The sequence below is a fragment of the Pseudomonas sp. Z003-0.4C(8344-21) genome (assembly GCF_900104975.1).
In the GTDB taxonomy this organism is placed as follows: domain Bacteria; phylum Pseudomonadota; class Gammaproteobacteria; order Pseudomonadales; family Pseudomonadaceae; genus Aquipseudomonas; species Aquipseudomonas granadensis.
The window spans coordinates 4,798,124-4,821,844 of sequence record NZ_LT629756.1; the positions used below are offsets into that span (position 1 = coordinate 4,798,124).

A 23,721-nucleotide genomic window follows, 5' to 3' on the forward strand; every position below is an offset into this window, starting at 1 on the left:
AAAGCATTTATTAGCACAGGGCACCTGAACCCTGGCTGACCTGCATCAATCTGCCTACTGCTGGTTCTCCTGCTCGGTGAACAAGTCGCTGAACAGCATGCTCGACAGATAACGCTCGCCGGAGTCCGGCAGCACCACAACAATGGTCTTGCCCTGCATTTCCGGCGTCTCTGCCAGACGCACCGCAACGGCCATCGCCGCACCGCAGGAAATTCCGCACAGAATCCCCTCTTCCTGCATCAAGCGCAGCGCCATGGCCTTGGACTCTTCGTCGGTCACCTGTTCCACCCGGTCGACCATCGACAGATCAAGGTTCTTTGGCACGAAACCGGCGCCGATCCCCTGAATCTTGTGCGGGCTCGGTTTGATCTCCTGACCGGCAAGGGCCTGAGTGATGACCGGCGATGACGTCGGTTCCACGGCCACCGAGATAATCGGTTTGCCAGCAGTGTTCTTGATATACCGCGAAACGCCGGTGATGGTTCCACCGGTACCGACGCCCGCGACCAGCACGTCGACCGCACCGTCGGTGTCGTTCCAGATTTCCGGGCCGGTGGTCTTCTCATGGATTGCCGGGTTCGCCGGGTTATCGAATTGCGCTGGCATGAAGTATTTGTCGGCATCGCTGGCGACTATCTCGGCCGCTTTTTCGATAGCGCCTTTCATGCCTTTGGCCGGTTCGGTCAGCACCAGTTCGGCACCCAGCGCCTTGAGCACCTTGCGCCGCTCGATGCTCATCGAGGCGGGCATGGTCAGCATGAGCTTGTAGCCCCGGGCTGCGGCGACGAAGGCCAGGCCGATACCGGTATTGCCCGATGTCGGCTCGACGATGGTCATGCCCGGTTTGAGTCTGCCGCTGCTTTCAGCGTCCCAGATCATGTTGGCGCCGATCCGGCATTTCACCGAATAACCGGGGTTGCGCCCCTCGATCTTGGCCAGAATGGTCACACCGCGCGGCGCAATGCGGTTGATCTGCACCAGCGGTGTATTACCGATGGAATGGGCGTTATCAGCAAAAATACGGCTCATTGGCTGGGTCCTTGTGCAGCGTTGAATTCAGCCTTCCACGGTAAGCCTGTTGCACATCACAGTCCAGTCGGGTCGAACGTCTGCGAACGCCGAGAGTCAATCGCAAAGAATCCTCAAGGACCTTATTCAGGAACCCTGCCATGAAGCGTCGTTACAGTTGGCCCCTATGGACCTTCGCGGGCGTCGTTGTACTGCTGCTGGCGGTGCATTTTGCCTTGCCGTATGTAGTGCGCGACTACCTCAATGACAAACTCGCCGACATGGGCGATTACCGCGGTCAAATCACCGATGTTGACCTTGCCTTGTGGCGCGGCGCCTACAAAATCAATGGCCTGAAAATCGTCAAGGTCGACGGCAAGGTACCGGTGCCGTTCGTCGATGCCCCATTGATCGATCTGTCGGTGAGCTGGCACTCACTGTGGTACGACCATGCCGTGGTCGCGCAGGTGCAATTTCTCAACCCCGAAATCAACTTTGTCGATGGTGGCGCCAACAAACAGAACTCCCAGACCGGTCAAGGCACCGACTGGCGTGAGCAACTGGGCAAACTGCTGCCAATTACCCTCGACGAGGTGCAGATCAACGATGGCCGCATCACCTTCCGCAACTTCAACTCCAAGCCGCCGGTGAACATGAATGCGAGCAAGGTCAATGCGAGCATCTACAACCTGACCAACGTTGTCGACAAGGAAGGCAAACGCGATGCTCTTTTCGAAGGCAAGGCCCTGCTGCTGGGGCATGCCCCCGTCGAAGTGACCGCTACTTTCGATCCGCTGAGTGACTTCGAAGATTTCGAATTCCGCCTGCGCGCGCGCGACATCGAGCTCAAACGCATGAACGATTTCGCCGCAGCTTATGGCAAATTCGACTTCAACGCCGGCCACGGCGATGTGGTTATCGAAGCCAAGGCAGACAATGCGCGGCTGACCGGTTACATCAAACCGTTGCTGCGCGACGTTGACGTGTTCAACTGGCAGCAGGACGTGGAAAACAAGAACAAGGGCATTTTCCGCTCGATCTGGGAAGCGCTGGTCGGTGGCACCGAAACCGTGCTGAAAAACCAGAACAAAAACCAGTTCGCCACCCGCGTCGAACTCAGTGGCAATGTGCATCAGCAGAACATCAACGCATTCGAAGCGTTTCTACAGATTTTGCGCAACGGCTTCATTCAGGCATTCAACGCCCGTTATGAGCGGCCGAAGCCGGACGAGGGTTAAGGTTTACGGTTGACGATATAACGACCGCTATCTTCTGCTGCAATGGTCGACTGCTGTTGCAGCGAATCCCAGCCCAGACAAGCCAGCGCGAGCGAACGAGGCACGGCCTCGCGGCCATTGCTGTAACGGCTGATGCTGCGAGCACTGACGCCCAGTGCTTCGGCGGCCTGCTGAAGTGATAGTCCCGTTCGGGCACGCCAGTCAATGAAGATCCGGGTGTTTTCGTCCAGGGCATTCTGTGCCAGCGCGTCCATATAAAGGGTGTCTGCGCCGATCTGTATATCCGGTTCCAGCCATTCAACCGTCCACCCGTCCTCGTCTAGCGTCGCAGTCGCGAACACATCGCTATCCAGCAACGGTCGTAGCCCCGGAAATCCACGAATGTCTCGTCCCAGATCGAGCGTCAGTTGCTGGCCATCAGTGAACGTCAATGCCAGGCGGAAATCCGGCAGCGCTCTCACGGCAGCCAGACGAGGCCGCTTCATGGATAACATTGTTTCCAGTCCTCCAATAATTGCGCCTGATGTGTGGCTACCCATGCGAGGGCCTCCTTGACAATCAGCGGCGGTGCCTTACCCATCATCACTTCAATGGTCTCCAGGCTCAGCATCACATCAACGCCGCCACCGGTAAGGTGAACGTGAGGCGGTGGGTGATCCTTTTCCCGTAGCTGAATTCGGTATTTATCGCGAAATCGATATTTAGTAGACATGCCGCAAGGCTATCGCCAAATCGGCGATACCCGAATACTGGCCATCAGCCGAGACTGAGTCAACATGTGACGCTCCATTCAGAGACTGAATACCCCGTCTGCGTTCACAGTCGACCGGGCTGCGCGTTATAGTCGGGCATCCGATTATTTCGCCCCCGCCCTGCCCGTCAGGTCCGCGTTACCGTTCGAGGATTAGCAGATGAAGTTCGAAGGCACCCAGGCCTACGTCGCCACCGATGACCTGAAGCTGGCGGTCAACGCCGCCATCACCCTGGAGCGGCCGCTGCTGGTCAAGGGCGAACCGGGGACCGGCAAGACCATGCTCGCCGAGCAACTGGCCGAGTCGTTTGGCGCGAAGTTGATCACCTGGCACATCAAGTCCACCACCAAGGCCCATCAGGGTCTGTATGAATACGATGCGGTCAGCCGCCTGCGTGATTCGCAACTGGGCAATGAAAAAGTCCATGACGTGCGCAACTACTTGAAAAAGGGCAAGCTCTGGGAAGCGTTCGAGTCCGAGGAGCGGGTGATTCTGCTGATCGACGAAATCGACAAGGCCGACATCGAGTTCCCGAATGACTTGCTGCAAGAACTCGACAAGATGGAGTTCTACGTTTACGAGATCGACGAGACCATCAAGGCAAAGAAACGCCCGATCATCATCATTACGTCCAACAACGAGAAAGAGCTGCCGGATGCCTTCCTGCGCCGCTGCTTCTTCCACTACATTGCCTTCCCCGACCGCACCACCCTGCAGAAGATCGTCGATGTGCATTATCCGGATATCAAGAAAGATCTGGTCAGCGAAGCGCTGGATGTATTTTTCGACGTGCGCAAAGTACCGGGCCTGAAGAAGAAGCCGTCCACCTCGGAACTGGTCGACTGGCTGAAACTGCTGATGGCCGACAACATTGGCGAAGCGGTACTGCGCGAGCGCGATCCGACCAAAGCCATTCCGCCGCTGGCAGGCGCACTGGTGAAGAACGAACAGGACGTGCAACTGCTGGAGCGTCTGGCGTTCATGAGCCGGCGCGGCACCCGCTAAGAGGCTGCTGCCATGTTGCTCAATCTGTTCAATGAAATGCGCGCAGCGAAAGTGCCGGTGTCGGTGCGTGAACTGCTCGACCTGATCAACGCGCTGAAACAGCGCGTAACCTTCGCCGACATGGACGAGTTCTATTACTTGTCGCGAGCGATTCTGGTCAAGGACGAACGTCATTTCGACAAGTTTGACCGGGCCTTCGGCGCCTATTTCAATGGTCTGGAAAAGCTCGACGATCACTTGCAGGCGCTGATTCCCGAAGACTGGCTGCGCAAGGAATTCGAGCGTTCGCTGACTGACGAAGAACGTGCGCAGATCCAGTCCCTTGGCGGCCTGGACAAACTGATAGAAGAATTCAAGAAGCGTCTGGAAGAACAGAAGGAACGCCACGCCGGCGGCAACAAATGGATCGGCACCGGTGGCACCAGCCCGTTCGGCTCCGGTGGTTTCAACCCCGAAGGCATTCGTGTCGGCGATGCCGGCAAGCGTCAGGGCAAAGCGGTCAAGGTCTGGGATCAGCGCGAATACAAGAACCTCGATGATTCGGTGGAGCTGGGGACGCGCAACATCAAGGTCGCCTTGCGTCGCTTGCGCAAGTTTGCTCGCCAGGGTGCGGCGGAAGAACTCGACATTGATGGCACCATCGACCACACCGCCAAGGACGCCGGCCTGCTGAATATCCAGATGCGGCCGGAGCGACGCAACACCGTCAAGCTGTTGCTGCTGTTCGACATCGGCGGCTCGATGGACGCCCATGTAAAGATCTGCGAAGAATTGTTCTCGGCCTGCAAGACCGAGTTCAAGCATCTGGAGTATTTCTATTTCCACAACTTCATTTATGAATCGGTGTGGAAGAACAACATGCGCCGTACTTCCGAGCGCACCTCGACGCAGGATCTGCTGCACAAGTACGGGGCCGACTACAAAGTGATCTTCATCGGCGACGCCGCCATGGCGCCTTATGAAATCACCCAGGCCGGCGGCAGCGTCGAGCACTGGAACGAAGAGCCGGGCTATGTCTGGATGCAGCGTTTCATGGAGAAGTACAAGAAACTCATCTGGATCAACCCGTATCCGAAAGATACCTGGGGCTACACGTCCTCGACCAATATCGTGCGCGATCTGATCGACGACCAGATGTATCCGCTGACGTTACGCGGGCTTGAGGAAGGCATGCGTTTTTTGTCGAAGTGACGCGAAAAAAGGCGATCAGCGCACTGGCTGTCGCCTTTCCCGTTACCTATCTGGCACAGACTTACCAACCCAGTTTTACATAGGCCTCGCAAAGTCTGTCCATGAAGCCCCGGTCCAGGGTTTTACAAACAGGCGGCGGGGGCACACCGCGCCTTTTGGCTTCCTGCACCACTTCCTTCCAGCGTTGAGCTTCGCGTTCCAGGCGTTTGGACTTTTCCTGGCGGGTTTCCGGTGTAATCAGCATTTCGTGCTGCTTCTTCCCGTCTGCGGCAAAAAAACCAACCCGGACGCTGCCGGCCTCAGCCAGCAGTTCCATGGATTTGCCGTTTTGATCAGCGCGGTGGTGGTTGTCAAACATGCGTTGCATATCGGAACAGGTTTTGGCCAGAAACCGTTCGATCGAGGCAGTCAGTCCGTCGCGATCGGCTTCGTCACTTTGCAGTCTTTGCACATGACCAAAACGGCTGATACTCGCTTTGTAGACGACCTTGTCCTCGGCACGGTCATGGAACTCAACGATCCGGCTTTCGACATTGGCGACGCCTTCAAGCCTGACCTGATAACCCAACTTCATATATCGCATCTGCAACTTCCTTGTAAGAGATGAAGCCCCATAGTTTCATAGCCTCACAACAACTGATGTAGGACGATGCACTCGGCCGAAAGGAAGCGTCTGGATTCCAGGTACGAACCACACGCGTTACAAGTAGGATCCGAGATAGTTCTGGTGTGTCTTCCAGGCATCTTCCTGCAATACGGGTCTGAATCGCAGATTGGCCCCCGGCAGGTATTGCGCCAGCCGGGCCAGCGCCAGCGGCGTCAACGCGCCCAAGCGTGGATAACCGCCGATCGTCTGCCGGTCGTTGAGCAACACGATCGGTTGCCCGTCTGGCGGCACTTGCACGGCTCCCAACGGAATGCCCTCGGAAATCATCGGCAAGCCCTGGTACGCCAGGGTCTTGCCGAGCAAACGAATGCCCATGCGATCAGCGCGGGTGTCGAGGGTCCAGACCGTGTTGAACACATCGAACAGACTCTGCCCGCTGAACTGGCCGATCTGTGCGCCGAGCACCAGATCCAGCGGTTTATGTGATCGCAGGTCAGGTTGACGCTGGCGGGGCACTTCACGCATTGGCCGGGATGGCCCGTGATAGTCCAGCGTCGCACCCTTGGCCAGCGGCAACCCCATGCCATCGAGACCGCCGAGTTCTTCACGCACCACGGTCGCAGTGCTGCCGAGCACTTTCGGCGCCACAAACCCGCCGGGTGCTGCCAGATAAGCCCGGGCACCGAGCAAAGGTTGCGTGAGCTGTAAAGTCTGCCCTTTATCCAATTTGAAACTGCGCCACGGCGCCAGTGGCTGGCCGTCGATCTGCGCGCCAAGATCCGCGCCCGCCAATGCCAGGCAACACGTTTGCTCAGCCACTAAAGCAAAGCCGCCGAGGGTGATTTCAACCACCGTGGCGTCCAGCGCATTGCCCAGCAACCAGTTGGCCCAGCTCATCGAACACCAATCCGCCGCGCCACCCTGCGTCACGCCCAGATGCCGCACGCCAAAGCGCCCGGCGTCCTGCAACAGACACAGCGGCGTGCTCGCACTAATCGTCAGTCGGCTCATGCCAGCGCCTCCAACGGTGTGTCGTCACCGCCCAGGTTGATGAATTCGGCATGGCTGACCGCTTCGAAGCGCACCGTGTCGCCGGGCTGCATCAGGCTGTAGCCATCGCGATCACGGTCGAACAGTCGTGCCGGCGTGCGCCCGATCAGGTTCCAGCCACCGGGAGATACCACCGGATAGGCGGCGGTCTGGCGCTCGGCGATACCGACGCTGCCGGCCGCGACTTTCTTGCGCGGGGTATTCAAACGGGGAGCGGCGAGCACTTCTTCAACCAGGCCCATAAAGGCAAACCCCGGTGCAAAGCCGAGCGCGAACACCTGATACTCGCGTGCGCTGTGGCGGCGGATCACTTCTTCCACCGCCAGCCCACTGCGCTCGGCAAGCAGACGCAGTTCCGGGCCAACGCTCAAGTCATACCAGACTGGCAGCACATGGCATTGGCCAGCGGCGCGCGCATTCGGCGACAGGTCGACCAGCGCTACGGCGATCAACTCGCGCGCTTGCGCCGGGCTCAATGCGCTCAGGTCGTAATGCACCATCAGCGTGGTATACGACGGCACCAGATCGATCAGATGCCCGGCGAAGACTGCGCGCAAACGCTCGCTGGCGGCGAGCATCCACGGCATGTTGGTTTCGGCGATTTCATCGAACAGACGCAGCATCAGGCAATCCAGCGCCACCACTTCAACCCTGGGATTCATGGCGCACTCAGCAGGTTCAAGGCCTCACGGATGCGCTGGACGGCGGCCACCGAACTGGCGTTGTCACCGTGTACGCAGAGGGTATTGGCGTGCAGGCGCAAGGCGCTGCCGTCGCTGGCGGTGAGGTGGTCGCCACGGGCAATGGTCAGCGCTTGCGCGACGATTGTTTCGCCATCGTGATGCACCGCGCCCGGCAGTTGTCGCGAGACCAGCCGGCCGGCGCTGTCGTAGGCACGATCGGCGAAAGCTTCGAACCACAGGGTCACACCGAATTCATCGCCGATCCGCTGCGCCGCTGCGTTGTCACGCGTGGCCATCAGCATCAACGGCAGGCTGCGATCATAGGCCGCTATCGCCTGAATCACTGCGCGCAACTGCGCCGGGTTGGCCATCATGTCGTTGTACATCGCGCCGTGAGGCTTGACGTAACTGACCCGCGCGCCCTGCGCCTGGCAAATGCCGTCGAGAGCGCCGATCTGGTAATGCAGGATGTCCTGCAGTTCTTCTGCGGAATAGGCCATGGAGCGCCGGCCGAAGCCCACAAGATCCTGATAGGCCGGATGCGCACCGATCTGCACACCATGGCTCAAGGCCAGGCTGACCGTTTTGCGCATGATGCCCGGATCGCCGGCGTGAAAGCCGCAGGCCACGTTGGCGCAATCGATGAAAGGCATGACCTCGGCGTCCAGACCCATCGTCCAGCTACCGAAGCTCTCGCCAATGTCGCAATTCAAAAGCAGGCGGTTCACGGTGAACACTCCTGTAGGTGCTGATCTTTTTATCTGTAGGACTTTGCCTGGCAGGTTATCAGTTACTGCGCGTCGAGTTGCTTGCCACGGGTTTCCGGCAGGCTCAGCGCGGCGATTATCACCACGCCATACGACACCGCCGCGAACGCACCAATACCTACGCTCAACGGCACCTTCTGGCTGAGCAGGCCGATCAACAGCGGAAACAGTGCCGCCAGTGCGCGACCGATGTTGTAGCAGAAGCCCTGCCCGGATCCGCGAATACGGGTAGGAAACAGTTCAGTGAGAAACGCACCCATGCCGCTGAAAATCCCTGAAGCGAAAAAGCCCAGTGGAAAGCCCAGCCACAGCATTACCCCGTTGCTCACCGGCATCTGTGTATAGAGCAGAACGATGGTGAACGAGCCCACCGCGAACAGGATGAAATTCTTTTTGCGCCCCAGCAGGTCGGTCAGATAGGCGCTGATCACATAGCCGACGTAAGAACCGACAATCACCATCGCCAGATAGCCGCCCGTACCTAACACGCTCAAGCCTCGCTCGTTTTTCAAAAAGGTCGGCAGCCAAGAGGTAATCGCGTAGTAACCGCCGAGGGCGCCGGTGGTCAGCAACGAAGCGCGGAACGTGGTGAACAGCATGCCCGGGGCGAAAATCTCGTAGAACTTCGCCGGATTGTCCGGCGTTTGCGCCGCTTTGGCCTCGCGGTAGATCTCCGGATCTTTCACCAGACGCCGCACGAAAATCACGAAAACCGCCGGCACGATGCCGAGGATGAACAGTGCGCGCCAAGCGTCTTCCGGTGGCAACAGCGAAAACAGCACGGCATAGAGAATCGCCGTCAGGCCCCAGCCCAACGCCCAGCCGGACTGCACCATGCCCACCGCCTTGCCGCGGTCTTTGGCGCGGATCACCTCGCCGATCAGCACCGCGCCCGCGGTCCATTCGCCGCCGAAACCGAAGCCCATCAAGGTGCGCGCGATCAACAACTGTTCGTAGTTTTGCGCGAAGCCACAAAGAAAAGTGAAGAAGGCGAACCACAACACCGTCAGTTGCAAGGTGCGCACTCGGCCGATGCGGTCGGAGAGAATACCGGCGACCCAGCCGCCAATGGCCGAGGCGATCAAGGTGCTGGTGTGAATCAGCCCCGCTTCGCCGGTGCTGATGCCCCACATCGCGATCAGGGTCGGCACGACGAAACTGAGCATCTGCGTGTCCATGCCATCGAGGCCATAGCCGATCTTGCAGCTCCAGAAGGTGCGGCGCTCCTGCTGGTTGATATTGCGATACCAGTCAAACGGCCCCGGACGTGCCGCAGGCGTGGATAAAGGGAGGGTGTCGGGAGCACTCATGGCAAATCTCCGCAGGTTTTTATTGGTCTTGTTCGAAGCTCCGACGAGGCCTATCGTGGGAACCGCATGCGCCGATTTTTCGCCGCACGGCGCTTGTGCGTCCAACGAATAAAAACCCGCCTTAGGCATAAGAAAAAATTGTCACCCGAGCCTTGCCCATGAACCTGAAGTTTCTCGAAACCTTTGTCTGGGTCGCCCGACTGAAGAGTTTTCGCCTGACCGCCGACAAGCTGTTCACCACGCAGGCGTCGATCTCCAGCCGCATCGCGGTGCTCGAAGGCGAGCTAGGGGTGAAGCTGTTTTTGCGTGATTCGCGCGGCGTGAGCCTGACGCCCGAAGGCCTGAAAGTGCTCGACTATGCTGAGCAGATGCTCGACACCATGGCGGCACTGAAACAGTCGATCGAGACCCGCTCGAGCAAGATCGGCCGGGTGCGCATCGGTGTGATGGACACGGTGATCCACACCTGGCTCAGCCCGTTGGTGGCGCAGATGACCGATCTGTATCCACGAGTAGAAATCGAATTGGTCGCGGACACGGCGCTGAACCTCTGCGATCAACTGCAAAAAGGCTTTCTCGACATCATTCTGCAGACCGATCTGATCCGCCACGAAAGCGTGCGCAGTCTGGAACTGGCCAGCCATCCGCTGGGCTGGATAGTCGCCCGCCAGTCGATCTACCACCGCGACTACGCCGACCTCGCCGAACTGGCGCAGGAACGCATCATCACTTATTCGAAGAACTCGCGGCCGCATCAGGACTTGCTGGCGTTGATGCAGGCCAATGGCGTGTTGGCGCCACGTATGAATTGCGTGAATTCGGTGTCGGCGATCACGCGACTGTTGCGCGACGGATTTGGTATCGGTGTGCTGCCGCCGGTGCTGGTGGCCGAAGAGTTGGCGCGGGGGGATTTGATCCTGTTGAATATTGATCAGCGACCGCCGGATTTGCCGGTGGTGGTGTCGTGGCGGATCGGGGTTGAGTGGGTCGAGGAGATTGTGACGTTGTGTCGGCAGGTGTTGGCGGACTATGCGCGCAAGGTGGGCGAGGACTGCATCACTCTCACGTCATGATCGCTTCCACGCTCTGCGTGGGAATACCTCCACGGACGCACCGCGTTCGGCTTGAAAGGGACGCAGAGCGTCCCGGGCTGCATTCCCACGCAGAGCGTGGGAACGATCAAAGGCCGCGCACGTCGCGGTCTTCGATCGGTCGGCTCTGGCGCAGGCGTCGGCCGCCAAGCACCACCCAGTCAATCAGGCGGAACAGGCATTCGATGCCGAACGACAGCAGCAGCGCACCACTCATGCCCCAGATCATCGCCTCCGGGGTCAGCAGAATCTGATAGCTGTAGCCGTTCCAGGTTTCCTTGCGAATGTCCGGATCGGCGGCCAGCACCACTTGCAGAAAGCGGATGTACCACGGCCCTTGCATCGCCTGGAACTGTTTATCCAGCGCAACCTGACGGGTGAGCAAGGTGTTCAGGCTGTCGGCATCGCTGCGGAATATCGGGTCTTCGCTGGCGCGGTAATGCGCGACCAGTGCCTGCATGTCACCTTTGAAGAACTGATCGGCGGTGCCCTGGAAGCCACGCAGACCGGTCTGCGCTTCGATCAGATGTGCTTCGACACGCTGGGCGTAATCGTTGATGAACCCCGGCACCTGGACACCGATCAACAGGCCCGCCGCAAACAACACCAGCCGTACATAACTGAGCAACATGAGGTGCAATCCTTATTCGGTCTTGCCCTGGCTGACGCATTCGCCGCGTCGCCACAGGCTCCATTGGCCCGGTTCGTAGCGGGTCCAGGTTTCATTTTCGGTCAACGGTTCGGTGGCGATCACCGTCACCACGTCGTTGAGCGTGGTTTCCGCCTGGAAGTCGACGATCACATCGACATCCTTGAGCCGCGCCGGGCCGAACGGTGCACGCCGAGTGATCTGCGCCAGTTTGGTCGAGCAATAGCAGAACAGCCAGTCGCCATCACTGAGCAGGCAGTTGAACACGCCTTTGCTGCGATATTCAGCACAAGCTGCGACCAGGTCCGGCAACAGCATTTCGATATCGACCGGCTCCGGGAACGCGGCCCGCACGCGATTGAGCAGATCGCAGAACGCCGCTTCGCTGTCGGTATCGCCGACCGGGCGGTAGAAACTTTTGATCGGAGTGAATTCGGCGAGCTGACCGTTGTGGGCGAAGCACCAATTGCGGCCCCACAGCTCGCGAACGAACGGATGGGTGTTGGACAAGCAGACCTTGCCGACGTTGGCCTGACGAATGTGGCCGATGACCACTTCGCTCTTGATCGGGTAGCGCTGCACGAGGTTGGCGACTTCCGACTCGCTGCTTGCGGCCGGGTCCTGGAACAGGCGCAAGCCGCGACCTTCATAAAAGGCGATGCCCCAGCCGTCGCGGTGCGGGCCGGTACGACCGCCGCGCTGCATCAGGCCGGTGAAGCTGAACACGATGTCGGTCGGCACGTTGGCACTCATGCCCAATAATTCACACATGTGCGGACTCTCGGATTACAGACGCGGCTCGACCCGCATGCGCTGCGGATTGTTCGGCACGGGCGGGCGGCCGTAACGGTCGTCACCAGCACCGCCGAATGGCTGATCGTCGTCGCGGTCATCGGCGCGCGCCGCAGCCTTGGCCGCTTCGGCCTGCTCGCGGCGTGCTTTGGAGGCGCGCTCGATTGGAAGCCGAATCAATACGAATACCAGATAGATGCCGAGCGCGATCATGCCGTACATGAACAGATCGGACACCGCCCGCCAGGCGTTGTTGCCGACCTTGAACAGCAGGTCCAGGGCGGTAATGGCGATGGCCGGCGCGACCTTGGCTTTCACCGGATCGACAATGGTCGGGCTGAACAGCAACACCGCCATCAGCACACGCAGCGGCTCGCGCAACCAGCGCCACATCCAGGTGGTCAGGCGCATCCATACCAACAGGCAGCCTACGGCGGCAAAGGCGTAGAGGCCCCAGGCGATCAGATAGTCGTTCTCGGTCATGGTGTCCATGGCAAGGCAGGCAAAGAGGCGCTTATAGTAACGACTTTTCGCCCATGCGGCTTGTCCCAATAGACACACACCCTGTAGGAGTGAGCCTGCTCGCGATAGCGGCATCTCAATCAGAATTGATTTGAATGACACACCGCTATCGCGAGCAGGCTCACTCCTACAGGGTTTTGCGGCGCTTTCAAGACCCGCGAAAACCCTTATTCCGAATTGTCCGAGAGCCTTCCATGCCCGAATCCGCCAACGTCATCACTGCACCGATCGCCCACCGGGCGCCCGGCGCCGACCCGTATGCCTGGCTGCAGGAGCGCGACACCGACGCGGTGCTCGATTACCTCAAGGCCGAAAACGCTTACCAGGAAGCGCAAACCGCCGACCAGGCCGAGCTGCGCGAAACCCTGTTCAACGAGATCAAGGGCCGGATCCTCGAAACCGACCTGTCGTTGCCGTCGCCGTGGGGCCCGTACCTGTATTACACGCGCACTACCGCAGGTGACGAATACGCCCGGCACTATCGCTGCCCGCGTCCGGCCGACGACAGCCTGACCCTCGATGAAAGCCGCGAACAATTACTGCTCGACCCGAATGCCTTGGCCAACGGCGGATTTTTTTCGCTGGGCGCGTTCAGCATCAGCCCCGACCATCAGCGTCTGGCCTACAGCGTCGATGCCTCGGGCGATGAGATTTACACACTGTTCGTCAAAGAGCTGTCCAGCGACCGGGTCAGCGAGCTGGAATTTGCCGACTGCGACGGCAGCATGACCTGGGCCAACGACAGCCTGACCCTGTTTTTCGGCGTGCTCGACGATACCCATCGCCCACACAAACTGTTCCGTTATCGCCTCGACGGCACCGCAGCGGAAGAAGTGTTTCACGAGCCGGACGGGCGCTTTTTCCTGCATTGCTATCGCGCAAGTTCCGAGCAGCAGTTGCTGCTGTCGCTGGGCAGCAAGACCACCAGTGAAGTCTGGGCGCTGGACGCCAACCAGCCGCACCTGCCGTTCACCTGCCTGGCGCCGCGAGTCGAGGACCATGAATACGACGTCGACCACGGCATGCTCGATGGGGTCTGGACCTGGTTCATCCGCAGCAACCGCGACGGCATCAACTATGCGCTGTATCAGGCCCCGGACACTGGCGAGGTACCGAGCGAGGCGGACTGGCAGAACCTGATTCCGCACAACGACGAGGTGATGCTCGACGGCGTCAGCCTCAATGCCCAAGCCATGACCCTGAGCCTGCGCGAAGGTGGCTTGCCGATTATCGAAGTGCACCCGCACGGTCTGGCACCCTATCGCGTGCAATTGCCGGACGCGGCCTACAGCCTTTATGTGCAAAACAGCCTGGAATTCGTCAGCGACCGCATTCGCCTGCGTTACGAAGCGTTGAACCGCCCGGCGCAGGTGCGTCAGTTGCTCCTCGCCACGGGCGAACAAACGGTGCTCAAGGAAACGCCGGTGCTTGGCCCGTTCGATGCCGACGCCTACGTCAGCCAGCGTCTGTGGGCGACCGCGCCGGACGGTACGCAAGTGCCGATCAGCCTGGTGATGAAGCGCGAAATGCTCGGCAAACCGGTGCCGCTGTATCTCTATGGTTACGGCGCTTACGGTTCCAGTCTGGATCCGTGGTTTTCCCACGCGCGTCTGAGCCTGCTCGATCGCGGCATGGCCTTCGCCATCGCCCACGTGCGTGGCGGCGGCGAACTGGGCGAGGCCTGGTATCGCGCCGGCAAACAGGAGCACAAGCACAACACCTTCAGCGATTTCATCGCCTGCGCCGAGTTTCTGATTCTCAACGGCATCACCACCGCAGAAAAACTGGCGATCAGCGGCGGCAGCGCCGGTGGCTTGCTGATCGGCGCGGTGCTGAACCAGCGTCCCGACCTGTTCGGCGTGGCGATTGCCGAGGTGCCGTTCGTCGACGTGCTCAACACCATGCTCGACCCGGAACTGCCGCTGACCGTCACCGAATACGACGAGTGGGGCAACCCGGAAGAACCGGACGTTTATGATCGGATCAAGGCATACGCGCCGTACGAAAACGTCACCGCGCAGGCTTATCCGCCGCTGCTGGTGATCGCCGGCTACAACGACAGCCGCGTGCAATATTGGGAAGCGGCCAAGTGGGTGGCGAAATTGCGCGCGACCAGGACCGATAACAATCCGCTGCTGCTCAAGACCGAACTGGGCGCCGGGCATGGCGGGATGAGCGGGCGTTATCAGGGATTACGTGACGTAGCGCTCGAATATGCGTTTGTGTTCAAGGTTTTGGGCCTCGCCTGAGGAACTCTGTGGGGCGCTTGGGTCTTAACTCCAGACCCGAGCCTTCCACAGAACCCATGCAGGAGTGAGCCTGCTCGCAATAGCGGTGTGTCGGTCACCTGTAATTTGAATGGCACACCGCTATCGCGAGCAGGCTCACTCCTACAAGGGGATCGTGTAACGCCTGAAAATGTGAAAACAAAAAGACCGTGACGACATGTCAGAACCGACCTTACTGAACAATGAAATCCGCGACTGGCTGATGGACTGCGGCCTGTTCGACCAATTGCAACTGGCCGACTTTGCCGCCGCGTCCGGCTACTTCAGCATCAGCACCGTGGCGCAAGGCGAAGCGATCTTTCACGAGGGCGATGCCGGCAGCTTCATGTGCATCATTCACACCGGCCAGGTGGCGGTGCAGAAAACCGGCGCCGACGGCCAGGTCATCACCATGGCCACCCTGCGCAGCGGCCGGGCGTTCGGCGAAATGGCCGTGCTCGACGGCGAGCGGCGCTCCGCCACTTGCATTGCCGCGAGCAACTGCCAGTTGCTGAACCTGGGCAAGGATTCGCTGGAAAAAATGCTCAACGACGCCCCGAAGATCGCCGCGAAGATCATCCGCGCCCTCGCCGTCTCGCTGTCGAAACGCCTGCGCATGGCCGACGGTCAACTGGCGGCGCAGCAGGTTTAACCGCCGGGGGATTTGGCCTTGGTGCCGCTCGGATCGATGCCCGGCACCGGTTGATCCTTGCTTGGCGGGCCAGGCATTTCGATCGGCACCAGCGGCGGGCTGCCACTGCCGGCGCCGGATTTGGGCAAAGTGATCGGTGTAATCTGCGGATACGGCGTTGGTGTCGCAGTACCGGGCGAACCGGGTTGCGGCGTCGGGCTGACCGGAATCGCCTGCTGCGCCTGCGCCGCAGTAATCGCGAGCGCGGCCAGGGCAATGACCGTTAGAATGGTGCGCTTCATCAAGGGCTCCGTTTGGCCTCTAGTCTGTGCTCAGGCTACTCCCAACAAGCCTGCTTGCCTTCCCCCCTGTAGAGATTTCCATGAAACGTTTCGTTCTGCTCGACACCACCCCGATCCCTGAAAGCGGCGGTGCCCTGTGCCTGTTCGAGTATGGCGAGGACTTCGTCATCAAGATCCAGGGCGGCGACGGCGGGCAATTGATGAACACGCGCATGCACGGTTCCGAGGATGCGCTGGCCGAGATTCCCTGCCGCAAGGTCGCCGGACGGCCGGATTCGCGGGTGCTGATTGGCGGCCTCGGCATGGGTTTCACTTTGGCTTCGGCGCTCAAGCATCTGGGCAAAAGCGCCGAGGTGGTGGTCGCCGAGCTGGTGCCTGGCGTGGTCGAGTGGAATCGCGGCCCGCTGGGTGAAAAGTCCGGTCGGCCGTTGCTCGATCCGCGCACGGTGATCCGTCAGGAAGACGTGGCCAATGTGCTGCAGAGCGAACCCAACGGCTTTGACGCGATCATGCTCGACGTCGACAACGGCCCCGAAGGCCTGACCCAGAAGGCCAACAGCTGGCTGTACTCCGCCGCCGGGCTGAATGCCTGCGCCAAGGCCTTGCGCCCCAAGGGCGTACTCGCGGTGTGGTCGGCCAGCGCTGACCGGCAATTCTCCGACAAATTGAAAAAGGCCGGCTTCAAGGCCGAGGAAGTCCAGGTCTTCGCCCACGGCAACAAGGGCACCCGCCACACGATCTGGATTGCCGAGAAGCTCAAGGGCTGAGCTAAACTCTGCGCATAACCGTCATTTGTCTTTCTACAAAGGTGAACCCATGAGTTCGTCCACCCCCACCAATACGTCGAAGCTGGACCGCATCCTCGCCGACAACCAGCGCGACAAGGAAATGGGCTACCGCGACAAAGCCCTGAAGATGTACCCGCACGTCTGCGGCCGCTGCGCCCGTGAGTTCTCCGGCAAGCGCCTGAGCGAACTCACCGTGCACCACCGCGACCACAACCACGACAACAACCCCCAGGATGGCTCGAACTGGGAGCTGCTGTGCCTGTACTGCCACGACAACGAGCACTCGCGTTATACCGATCAGCAGTATTTCGGCGAAGGCTCGCTGAGCACGCCGAAAATCGCCAAGGCCACGCATAACCCGTTTGCCGCACTGGCCGGGCTGATGAAAAAAGAAGACTAACGATCTTCATCGCCTGAACTGGCCTCATCGCTGGCAAGCCAGCTCCCACAGTGATCAGGATCGTTCACAAATTTTGTGTGTATCCCGGAAAACCTGTGGGAGCTGGCTTGCCAGCGATGAGGCCGGGCCAAACACCGCAGATCTTGAATCTGCCCGCCCTCCCCCAATCCCCGTATAATCGCGCTCTTTTTCCCGAAGGCACCCCGCTCGTGGCAGACAAACGGTACAGCTGCATTGGTTTGTATAACCCCAAGTCACCCGAGAACGTCGGTTCGGTGATGCGCGCCGCCGGCTGCTATGGCGTGGCGTCGGTGTTCTATACCGGCAAGCGTTATGAACGCGCCGCGGACTTCGTCACCGATACCAAACGCGTGCACTACGACATTCCGCTGATCGGCATCGATGATCTGAAAAAGATCCTCCCGCTCAACTGTGTACCCGTCGCCGTGGAACTGGTCGAGGGCGCCCGCCCGCTGCCGGAATACACCCACCCGGATCGCGCGCTGTATATTTTTGGCCCGGAAGACGGCTCGCTGGACAAAGAGATCCGCGATTGGTGTGAAGACGTCGTGTACATCCCGACCACCGGCTGCATGAACCTCGCCGCCACGGTCAACGTCGTGTTGTACGACCGCATGGCCAAAGGCCTGAACACTCGCTCCGGACCGAAATTCCGCTGAAGCGTCGCACATTCGATGGAACAAGCTGGTCGCCGCGGCAGTCAGCTTGTTTATCCATCATTGATTGCCTGGAGAACCATCATGTCCGAGCTCAAGCGCGTCGAATCGACCCCGTTTCAATCTCATTCCAACCAGAACGTCCACGGCTGGGAGCGCATTGGCTCGTTGACCGGCGGCGTGCTGATGGTCGGCAAAGGGCTGCGCCGCGGGGGTGTGTTCGGCCTGATTCAGGTCGCGTTGGGCGGCATGGCCATGGCCCGCGGGATTACCGGGCACTGCTCGGCGAAGAGCCTGCTGGAGAAAAGTCGTCAGGACATGAACAACGTGCGGGCGAAGATCGAGCGCGCCGGGGAAGAACTGAACAAGCTGAAAACCAATGCCGAAGTGGCGACTGAAACTGCCACCGTGACCGGCAATGATTCGCTGAAGTCGCCGAAAGCTGCGGTTTGATCCAGAACCTTTAGCGCTTCTGCCGGCCCCATCGCTGGCAGGCCAGCTCCCACAGGGGTTGTGGATTGTACTCAAGCCGAATGTACGACACGAAACGTGTGGGAGCCAGCCTGCTGGCGATAGCGGTCTGACAGGCGCAGGTCAGCGCCAAGCCTGATCCGATTGCTGGCTCAACCCGCGCGAAAGATCAGGTGATCTTCCCAGTCGTCCTCCGGCACGCTGCCCTCGGCCAGCATGCGCCCGGACTGGGAAATTCGCTCGTGGTGCACCGCGTCGCGGTCGCCACACACCAGGTGATGCCACAACGGCAGGTCCTTGCCCTCGCTGACCAGACGATAGCCACAGGTCGGCGGCAGCCATTTGAATTCTTCGGCCTGACCCGGTGTGAGCTGAATGCAGTCGGGGACGAACTGGATGCGGTTCGGATAATCGCTGCACTGACAGGTTTTCAGATCCAGCAGTTTGCAGGCGATGCGCGTGTAATAGACGCTGTTGTCTTCTTCATCTTCGAGTTTCTGCAGGCAACACAAACCGCAGCCGTCGCACAGCGATTCCCACTCCTCGTGATCGAGCTGATCGAGGGTTTTGCGTTTCCAGAACGGTTCGACTATCGCGGCCATGGCTCAAGCATCAACATCAGGTGGTGAAAAGGCCGCCAGTCTAGTGCCCGCGGGGCTGTCGGCCAAGCGCTGGCGACTGTCGGTAAATCCTGGTCGTCGCCTATGAGCCGCACCACAAACCATTGTGGGAGCCAGCCTGCTGGCGAAAGCGGCCTGTCAGGCAACATTATTGTCGTTTGACACTGCGCAATCGCCAGCAGGCTGGCTCCCACAGGTGTTGTGCATCTTCCGGCAAGCGGCGAGTCAATAACCGCGGTCGAAATCCACTTCGCCGCGCAATGCCTCACCCGCCTGATAGGCCTTCAGGTTGTCGACAAACAGTTGCACCATCAACGGCGGTGAAGTCGGCGCCGAGCTGTGCCCGGTCAGCAACAAACCCCACGCCGTCCAGAACGGGTGGCGCTGCGGCAATGGTTCCTGCCGACAGACGTCGATCACTGCGCCGGCCAGATGCCCTTCTTTCAGGGCTTCCACCAAATCAGCGTCAACCACCGCAACACCCCGCCCGGCGTTGATGAACAATCCGGTCGGTTTGAATTGCTTGAACAGCGCCGCATCGTAGATATCGTGGGTGTGCTCGGTGTTGGGCAGCAGATTGACCACGTAGTCGACCTCCCCCACCAGGCGCGGCAGGTCAGCCATCGAGCCGACTTCGACAAACGGCGCCTGCTCACGGGCGCTGCTGGCGATGCCGTACAACTCGATGCCGAACGGCAACAGAAACTGCGCCACGCTCTGGCCGATATCGCCGGTGCCGACGATCAGCACCTTGCGCCCGACCAGGCTCTGGCCACTGCGGTTGTCCCACTTGCGCTCGACCTGGCTGACCAGACGCGCCAGCACTTCGCGCTCATGGCCGAGGATGTAGGTCAGCACGTATTCAGCCATCACCTGACCGAAAATCCCCACCGCACGGGTCAGGCGATAATCGCGGCGCAAGCCGTCGGCGAGCAACGGCGTGATCCCGGCCCAGGTCGATTGCAGCCATTGTGGCTGATGCCCTTGGCGCAACAGCGTCGCCAGCAGATCGGGCTGGCCCAGCCAGACCGGGCAATCGGCGGCCTGCCGCGCCAGTTCGGCGGAGTCGCCGCTGGTCAGTACTTCCAGCTCCGGCGCTGCCTGACGCAGCAGCCGGGCGTATATCGCGTGGTCGTGTTCAGCAATCAGAACGCGCATTTTCAAACCTTTCGCAAGCCGTGCAGACGGTCGCCGGATTCCGGCGGCCATCGCGGTAAAAACAGTTCCAGGGTGGATCGAGGCTCAGAACAGAGCCTCGCCGATCAGACCGGGTCGTTGCGGCGCAACAACTCTTCGGGCAAGTGCTCGATGTACTCGTCCTCGGCTGGCGGCATCTGCAAGTGATAGCCCTGCTTGTCGAGGTTTTCCAGAACCACGGTGATGTCTTCGCTGGCCAGTTTGCGCGCAGGCGACAGCACCAGATCGAAGGAGTGTTTCGCTTTGCCGAACGCCAGCATCAGCGCTTCCGGCACGCGCTCGAGCGCATCGCTTTTGAGCACGTAAAGGTACATGCCGCTGCGCTTGGAACTTTGGTAGATGGAGCAGATACGTTTCAAGGCTGTTCTCCGGCGGTGGCCAGGCTGTCGAGCAGCTTCTGGCCCATGAGTTCGCGGCGCCAGCCACGCAACGACTCGGGCAATTGGTAAGGCCCCTCGGGGAAGCCGCTTTTGACCAGCGCTTCGAGGGTTTTCTTGCGCAGCATCAGTTCCGGCGCGATATCCAGACGCTCGGCCTCGGCCTGCCCCAGTGCGCGCAGGCGTTTGATCAGCGCAGCGGCTTCGATCGGCAACGGCTCCGGGACGGCGGGCGGCCATTGATCAGGCCCCACACTGCCAGAGCGCTTGATCAGATCAAGCAGAAACTGGCCGTCCTGACGCACGGTACGCGGGTGCATGTCTTCGATCTTGCCCAGCGCGGCGAGATTGTCCGGTTGCGTGCGGGCCAGCGGCCACAGCGAATGCTCGCGAATGATGCGGTTGCGCGGCAGGTCGCGGGCTCGCGCCTCACGCTCGCGCCAGGCACACAGTTCACGCAGCACGGCCAGTTGCGCACGGGACAGTTTCCACGCCAGCTTGGCCTCGCGGTAAACCTCGTACGGATCGGTTTCGCGGCGCAGGTTGGCGACCAGTTCGGCGCCATCTTCCAGCACCCAGGCGAACTTGTCGGCGGACAGCCTGGGCTGCAGTTCGACAAATACTTCGGCCAGATGCACGGCGTCTTCGGCGGCGTAGCTGATCTGCGTCTCGGACAGCGGACGTTGCAACCAGTCGGAACGGGTCTCGCCTTTGGGCAGGTCGATGCCGAGCACTGACTGCACCAGCCGCGAGTAACCCATCGAGAAACCGAGGTTCAGGTACGCGGCAGCCAACTGAGTGTCGAACAGCGGCGCTGGCAGGCTGCCGGTCAGACGCAACAGCACTTCGAGGTCTTCGCTGCAGGCGTGCAGTACTTTCAGCACCGCCGGGTTTTCAAGCAACGCCGCCAGCGGTTGCCAGGCATTGATGGTCAGCGGATCGATCAGGTAGGCGCGTTTGCCGTCGCCCACCTGCAACAGGCCGGCAATCGGATAGAAGGTGTCGACCCGCATGAATTCGGTGTCGAGGGCAACGAACGGCAGTTGCTGCCACTCGGCGCAAAACTGCGCGAGGCTTTCGTTGTCGCGAATCCAGTGAATATCGATAGCCACACGGCTCTCCCTTGAAGAATGGCGCGCAGTATATATCGCCACCGGCGATTTACGCGCCTGGGAAGGGTAACAGCTGTAACGAAATGTCCTGCGAGATAGAAAGAATAGTCTGACAGAGGAAACAGACAGGCCCGTCGCATCAGCGGGGCGGGCCCGAGATTTTTCAATCCTTGGCCAGCACGCCGTCGATCACCGCACCACGGCAACCGGCAAACAAGTCCAGATCGGCCTGATAAACGCTGCTTTTGACTTCCAGCAGGCCGAGCATCGAGTGGAACAGATTGTCCTGGCTCAGCGGTTTGTCGCGGCTCATTTGCAGGCAGTGTGTATCGACCGAGTAGGCTTTTTGATAGCTGTCGGAGAACCACGCCAGCATCGCCACATGTTTCTGTTGTTCCGGCGCCAGCATGTAAGGCGTGCCGTGCAGGAACAGGTTGTACTCGCCCAGCGACTCGCCGTGATCGGACAGATACAACATCGCGGTATCGACTTTGTCCTGATTGCTGCGCAATACATCGATCAGGCTCGACAGCACATGGTCGGTGTAAACCAGCGTGTTGTCGTAGCCATTGACGATACTTTCGCGGCTGCAATTGTTCAGCGCGTTACTTTCGCAGACCGGGGTGAAGTGCTCGTACTCCTTCGGATAGCGCTTGAAGTATTCCGGGCCGTGGCTGCCCATCTGGTGCAATACCAACACGGTGTCCTTGTCCAGATGATCGATAAAGCTCTGCAGGCCTTGCAGGAGAATTTCGTCGCGGCATTCGCTGTTGGCGCATAACGCCGGATCTTTCAGATTACTCACATCCTGCACCGTGACGCGATCACAAGTACCTTTGCAGCCCGACTGGTTATCGCGCCAGATCACGTCAATACCGGCACGCTTGAGCACATCGAGCAGACCTTCTTCATTCTTCGCCTTGCTTGCGTCGTAGTTCTTGCGGCCCATGTTGGAGAACATGCACGGCACCGACACGGCGGTTTCCGTGCCGCAGGAATGAACATCGGTGAAGGCGATCAGCCCGGCTTCCTTGTCGAGTGTCGGGGTGGTATCGCGGGGGTAACCGAGGATGCCGAAGTTTTCCGCACGGGCGCTTTCGCCGACCACCAACACTGTCAGGGATTTACGCGGTTGCAGTTTGATGTCCGGATTGCGCTGGGCGTCTTCGCCGATTTTGATGAACGGCTGCTGTGCGGACGCTACTTGTTCACGCAAGTAACCAGCAGAAGCGCCGATAAAGTTGCTCGGCACCAGCATCAAGCGAATTTCATGATGATTACGAAACAGCGAGGACAAGCCTTGATAGTTTGCCAATGCCACACCGCCAATAACGGCAGCGCTGGCAACACTCACCACAACTTTACTGAAAACTTCGCGATGCCAGCGACGATAATCAACCGGCACTTTCCACAACAACCATGAAGGCAAGACACCGAGCAATAAAATAAAAGCAAACAACTTCAACGACAGCAGATCGCGCACTTCCGTGACATTGGTTTCGGCAAAGTTTCGAAACATGCCGGCGTCCATCATCACGCCATACTGGTTCATGAAGTAAGCCACACCGGCACTGGTTAAAAACAGCACGATCAGCACAGGCTTGAGCAGCGGGCGAAAGGCAAATGCCGTCAACACCAGATTGAATGCCGCCAGGATCATCACAGCAAAAGCCACACGCATGGCGATGCCCCGGCCATCGCCACCGGTGATCGCGAACAGGTGCTGCCAGAGCACCAGATTGAAACCGATCAGAAGAAAGGCACTGGCGATCAACGTCACCCATTCCGGGCGCACGGCTTTTGACTTGAACATAGAAAGGGCTGTTCCTGAAAAGAAGAGCCTTGGCTGATAACGAATTTTTCATTTATGAAAAATTCATTAACCAAGTGCATGCAAACTTTAGGCAGGCAACCATCAATTTTTTGTGAAAAAGACGCCAACGATTAGTTGGCCTTTAATAATATCGCTGGACCAAGTATGTATTTGAGAATGGTTCAGGCTTTATTCAGAAAACTCGCTTAACTCACGTAGGAGTGAGCCTGCTCGCGATAGCGGTGTGTCATTCAGCAAAAGTGTTGCCTGACACACCGCTATCGCGAGCAGGCTCACTCCTACAGAGGGCCCAGGCGGTATTGAATTATTGAATAGGCCTGTGGATTTTCTGGTTTGCCCGGCATGCACGGCTCCGCGCCTAATCACCGGTCTGCGCTTAT

The 23,721-nt window shown here is 59.6% G+C and carries 27 protein-coding genes; 10 read left to right on the top strand and 17 right to left on the bottom strand.

Translation table 11 applies throughout. The annotated features are described in order from the left end of the window. Positions 1-54 precede the first annotated feature (54 nt). Entirely contained in the window at positions 55-1,029 is a 975-nt protein-coding gene (cysK, locus tag BLU24_RS21610; RefSeq protein ID WP_090282246.1) for a cysteine synthase A, read from the bottom strand. A gap of 140 nt (positions 1,030-1,169) precedes the next feature. Here cysK and BLU24_RS21615 point away from each other — a divergent pair, with 140 nt between their 5' ends. Beyond that, a complete protein-coding gene (locus BLU24_RS21615; protein ID WP_090282245.1) occupies positions 1,170-2,246 on the top strand; it encodes a DUF748 domain-containing protein in 1,077 nt (358 codons plus the stop codon). Here BLU24_RS21615 and BLU24_RS21620 read toward each other — a convergent pair. Next, positions 2,243-2,740: a DUF2442 domain-containing protein gene (locus tag BLU24_RS21620; RefSeq protein WP_093103715.1), complete on the bottom strand. Its 498-nt coding sequence runs from the start codon at positions 2,738-2,740 to the stop codon at positions 2,243-2,245. The genes BLU24_RS21615 and BLU24_RS21620 overlap by 4 nt on opposite strands. Continuing rightward, the gene (locus BLU24_RS21625) at positions 2,728-2,958 is read right to left on the bottom strand and encodes a DUF4160 domain-containing protein (RefSeq protein WP_093103717.1); all 231 of its coding nucleotides are present in this window, start codon (positions 2,956-2,958) and stop codon (positions 2,728-2,730) included. The genes BLU24_RS21620 and BLU24_RS21625 overlap by 13 nt, the downstream gene beginning before the upstream one ends. A 199-nt stretch (positions 2,959-3,157) precedes the next feature. Between BLU24_RS21625 and BLU24_RS21630 the strand changes: the two genes are divergently transcribed. Together BLU24_RS21630 and BLU24_RS21635 are read left to right on the top strand one after the other, a co-directional pair. Continuing rightward, positions 3,158-4,003 carry an AAA family ATPase gene (locus tag BLU24_RS21630; RefSeq protein WP_007911294.1) on the top strand — a complete coding sequence of 282 codons (846 nt, stop codon included), beginning with the start codon at positions 3,158-3,160 and terminating at the stop codon, positions 4,001-4,003. Between the two features lie 12 nt (positions 4,004-4,015). Continuing rightward, positions 4,016-5,194 (top strand): vWA domain-containing protein, encoded by a 1,179-nt coding sequence (locus BLU24_RS21635; RefSeq protein WP_093103720.1) that lies wholly within the window; start codon positions 4,016-4,018, stop codon positions 5,192-5,194. 61 nt (positions 5,195-5,255) lie between these two features. Here the strand turns inward: BLU24_RS21635 and BLU24_RS21640 are convergent, their stop codons facing one another. From BLU24_RS21640 to BLU24_RS21660, 5 genes are all read right to left on the bottom strand, one after another. Continuing rightward, positions 5,256-5,777, bottom strand: coding sequence for a hypothetical protein (locus BLU24_RS21640; RefSeq protein ID WP_090282242.1), 522 nt, complete (start codon positions 5,775-5,777; stop codon positions 5,256-5,258). Between the two features lie 117 nt (positions 5,778-5,894). Beyond that, complete coding sequence (locus BLU24_RS21645) at positions 5,895-6,812, bottom strand: biotin-dependent carboxyltransferase family protein (protein ID WP_093103726.1); 918 nt, start codon at positions 6,810-6,812, stop codon at positions 5,895-5,897. Then, positions 6,809-7,513 (bottom strand): 5-oxoprolinase subunit B family protein, encoded by a 705-nt coding sequence (locus BLU24_RS21650; RefSeq protein WP_093103728.1) that lies wholly within the window; start codon positions 7,511-7,513, stop codon positions 6,809-6,811. The genes BLU24_RS21645 and BLU24_RS21650 overlap by 4 nt, the downstream gene beginning before the upstream one ends. After that, positions 7,510-8,262 carry a 5-oxoprolinase subunit PxpA gene (locus tag BLU24_RS21655; RefSeq protein ID WP_093103730.1) on the bottom strand — a complete coding sequence of 251 codons (753 nt, stop codon included), beginning with the start codon at positions 8,260-8,262 and terminating at the stop codon, positions 7,510-7,512. The genes BLU24_RS21650 and BLU24_RS21655 overlap by 4 nt, the downstream gene beginning before the upstream one ends. A 62-nt stretch (positions 8,263-8,324) precedes the next feature. Continuing rightward, positions 8,325-9,611, bottom strand: a complete 1,287-nt coding sequence (locus tag BLU24_RS21660) for an MFS transporter (RefSeq protein WP_093103733.1) — start codon at positions 9,609-9,611, stop codon at positions 8,325-8,327. Between the two features lie 158 nt (positions 9,612-9,769). On the opposite strand from BLU24_RS21660, the gene BLU24_RS21665 reads away from it, so the two are divergent. Next, positions 9,770-10,684, top strand: a complete 915-nt coding sequence (locus tag BLU24_RS21665) for a LysR family transcriptional regulator (RefSeq protein WP_093103736.1) — start codon at positions 9,770-9,772, stop codon at positions 10,682-10,684. Positions 10,685-10,790: 106 nt separating this feature from the next. On the opposite strand, the gene BLU24_RS21670 is transcribed toward BLU24_RS21665, so the two are convergent. The 3 genes from BLU24_RS21670 to BLU24_RS21680 are packed head-to-tail and all read right to left on the bottom strand — an operon-like array spanning position 10,791 to position 12,635. Further along, positions 10,791-11,333 (bottom strand): DUF2937 family protein, encoded by a 543-nt coding sequence (locus BLU24_RS21670; protein WP_090282236.1) that lies wholly within the window; start codon positions 11,331-11,333, stop codon positions 10,791-10,793. Positions 11,334-11,345: 12 nt separating this feature from the next. Then, a complete protein-coding gene (locus BLU24_RS21675; protein WP_093103739.1) occupies positions 11,346-12,122 on the bottom strand; it encodes a class II glutamine amidotransferase in 777 nt (258 codons plus the stop codon). A 15-nt stretch (positions 12,123-12,137) separates the two neighbouring features. Continuing rightward, entirely contained in the window at positions 12,138-12,635 is a 498-nt protein-coding gene (locus tag BLU24_RS21680) for an MFS transporter (RefSeq protein WP_093103742.1), read from the bottom strand. Between the two features lie 224 nt (positions 12,636-12,859). Between BLU24_RS21680 and BLU24_RS21685 the strand changes: the two genes are divergently transcribed. Both BLU24_RS21685 and BLU24_RS21690 read left to right on the top strand, forming a co-directional pair. Beyond that, positions 12,860-14,914 (top strand): S9 family peptidase, encoded by a 2,055-nt coding sequence (locus BLU24_RS21685; protein ID WP_093103745.1) that lies wholly within the window; start codon positions 12,860-12,862, stop codon positions 14,912-14,914. 196 nt (positions 14,915-15,110) lie between these two features. Further along, on the top strand, positions 15,111-15,584 hold the full coding sequence (locus BLU24_RS21690) for a cyclic nucleotide-binding domain-containing protein (protein WP_090282232.1): 474 nt from the start codon (positions 15,111-15,113) through the stop codon (positions 15,582-15,584). Here the strand turns inward: BLU24_RS21690 and BLU24_RS21695 are convergent. Beyond that, a complete protein-coding gene (locus BLU24_RS21695) occupies positions 15,581-15,865 on the bottom strand; it encodes a hypothetical protein (protein WP_090282231.1) in 285 nt (94 codons plus the stop codon). The two genes, BLU24_RS21690 and BLU24_RS21695, sit on opposite strands and share 4 nt — an antisense overlap. Before the next feature lie 80 nt (positions 15,866-15,945). Here BLU24_RS21695 and BLU24_RS21700 point away from each other — a divergent pair, with 80 nt between their 5' ends. The 4 genes from BLU24_RS21700 to BLU24_RS21715 all read left to right on the top strand — a co-directional run bounded on the left by BLU24_RS21700 (position 15,946) and on the right by BLU24_RS21715 (position 18,183). Further along, complete coding sequence (locus tag BLU24_RS21700) at positions 15,946-16,632, top strand: spermidine synthase (RefSeq protein ID WP_093103748.1); 687 nt, start codon at positions 15,946-15,948, stop codon at positions 16,630-16,632. Between the two features lie 49 nt (positions 16,633-16,681). After that, on the top strand, positions 16,682-17,053 hold the full coding sequence (locus BLU24_RS21705; protein WP_007944009.1) for a YajD family HNH nuclease: 372 nt from the start codon (positions 16,682-16,684) through the stop codon (positions 17,051-17,053). Between the two features lie 209 nt (positions 17,054-17,262). After that, complete coding sequence (locus BLU24_RS21710) at positions 17,263-17,733, top strand: RNA methyltransferase (RefSeq protein ID WP_007911337.1); 471 nt, start codon at positions 17,263-17,265, stop codon at positions 17,731-17,733. Positions 17,734-17,814: 81 nt separating this feature from the next. Continuing rightward, positions 17,815-18,183: a YgaP family membrane protein gene (locus BLU24_RS21715; protein WP_090282229.1), complete on the top strand. Its 369-nt coding sequence runs from the start codon at positions 17,815-17,817 to the stop codon at positions 18,181-18,183. A gap of 170 nt (positions 18,184-18,353) precedes the next feature. On the opposite strand, the gene BLU24_RS21720 is transcribed toward BLU24_RS21715, so the two are convergent. The 5 genes from BLU24_RS21720 to BLU24_RS21740 all read right to left on the bottom strand — a co-directional run bounded on the left by BLU24_RS21720 (position 18,354) and on the right by BLU24_RS21740 (position 23,320). Beyond that, entirely contained in the window at positions 18,354-18,803 is a 450-nt protein-coding gene (locus BLU24_RS21720) for a YcgN family cysteine cluster protein (protein WP_090282228.1), read from the bottom strand. A 243-nt stretch (positions 18,804-19,046) separates the two neighbouring features. Further along, positions 19,047-19,979 carry a D-2-hydroxyacid dehydrogenase gene (locus BLU24_RS21725; RefSeq protein WP_090282227.1) on the bottom strand — a complete coding sequence of 311 codons (933 nt, stop codon included), beginning with the start codon at positions 19,977-19,979 and terminating at the stop codon, positions 19,047-19,049. Between the two features lie 104 nt (positions 19,980-20,083). Further along, the gene (locus BLU24_RS21730) at positions 20,084-20,377 is read right to left on the bottom strand and encodes a YcgL domain-containing protein (protein WP_090282226.1); all 294 of its coding nucleotides are present in this window, start codon (positions 20,375-20,377) and stop codon (positions 20,084-20,086) included. Further along, a complete protein-coding gene (gene rnd, locus BLU24_RS21735; protein WP_093103751.1) occupies positions 20,374-21,507 on the bottom strand; it encodes a ribonuclease D in 1,134 nt (377 codons plus the stop codon). Before rnd ends, BLU24_RS21730 begins: the two co-directional genes overlap by 4 nt. A gap of 163 nt (positions 21,508-21,670) precedes the next feature. Beyond that, positions 21,671-23,320, bottom strand: a complete 1,650-nt coding sequence (locus tag BLU24_RS21740) for a phosphoethanolamine transferase (RefSeq protein WP_093103753.1) — start codon at positions 23,318-23,320, stop codon at positions 21,671-21,673. Between the last annotated feature and the right edge of the window lie 401 nt (positions 23,321-23,721).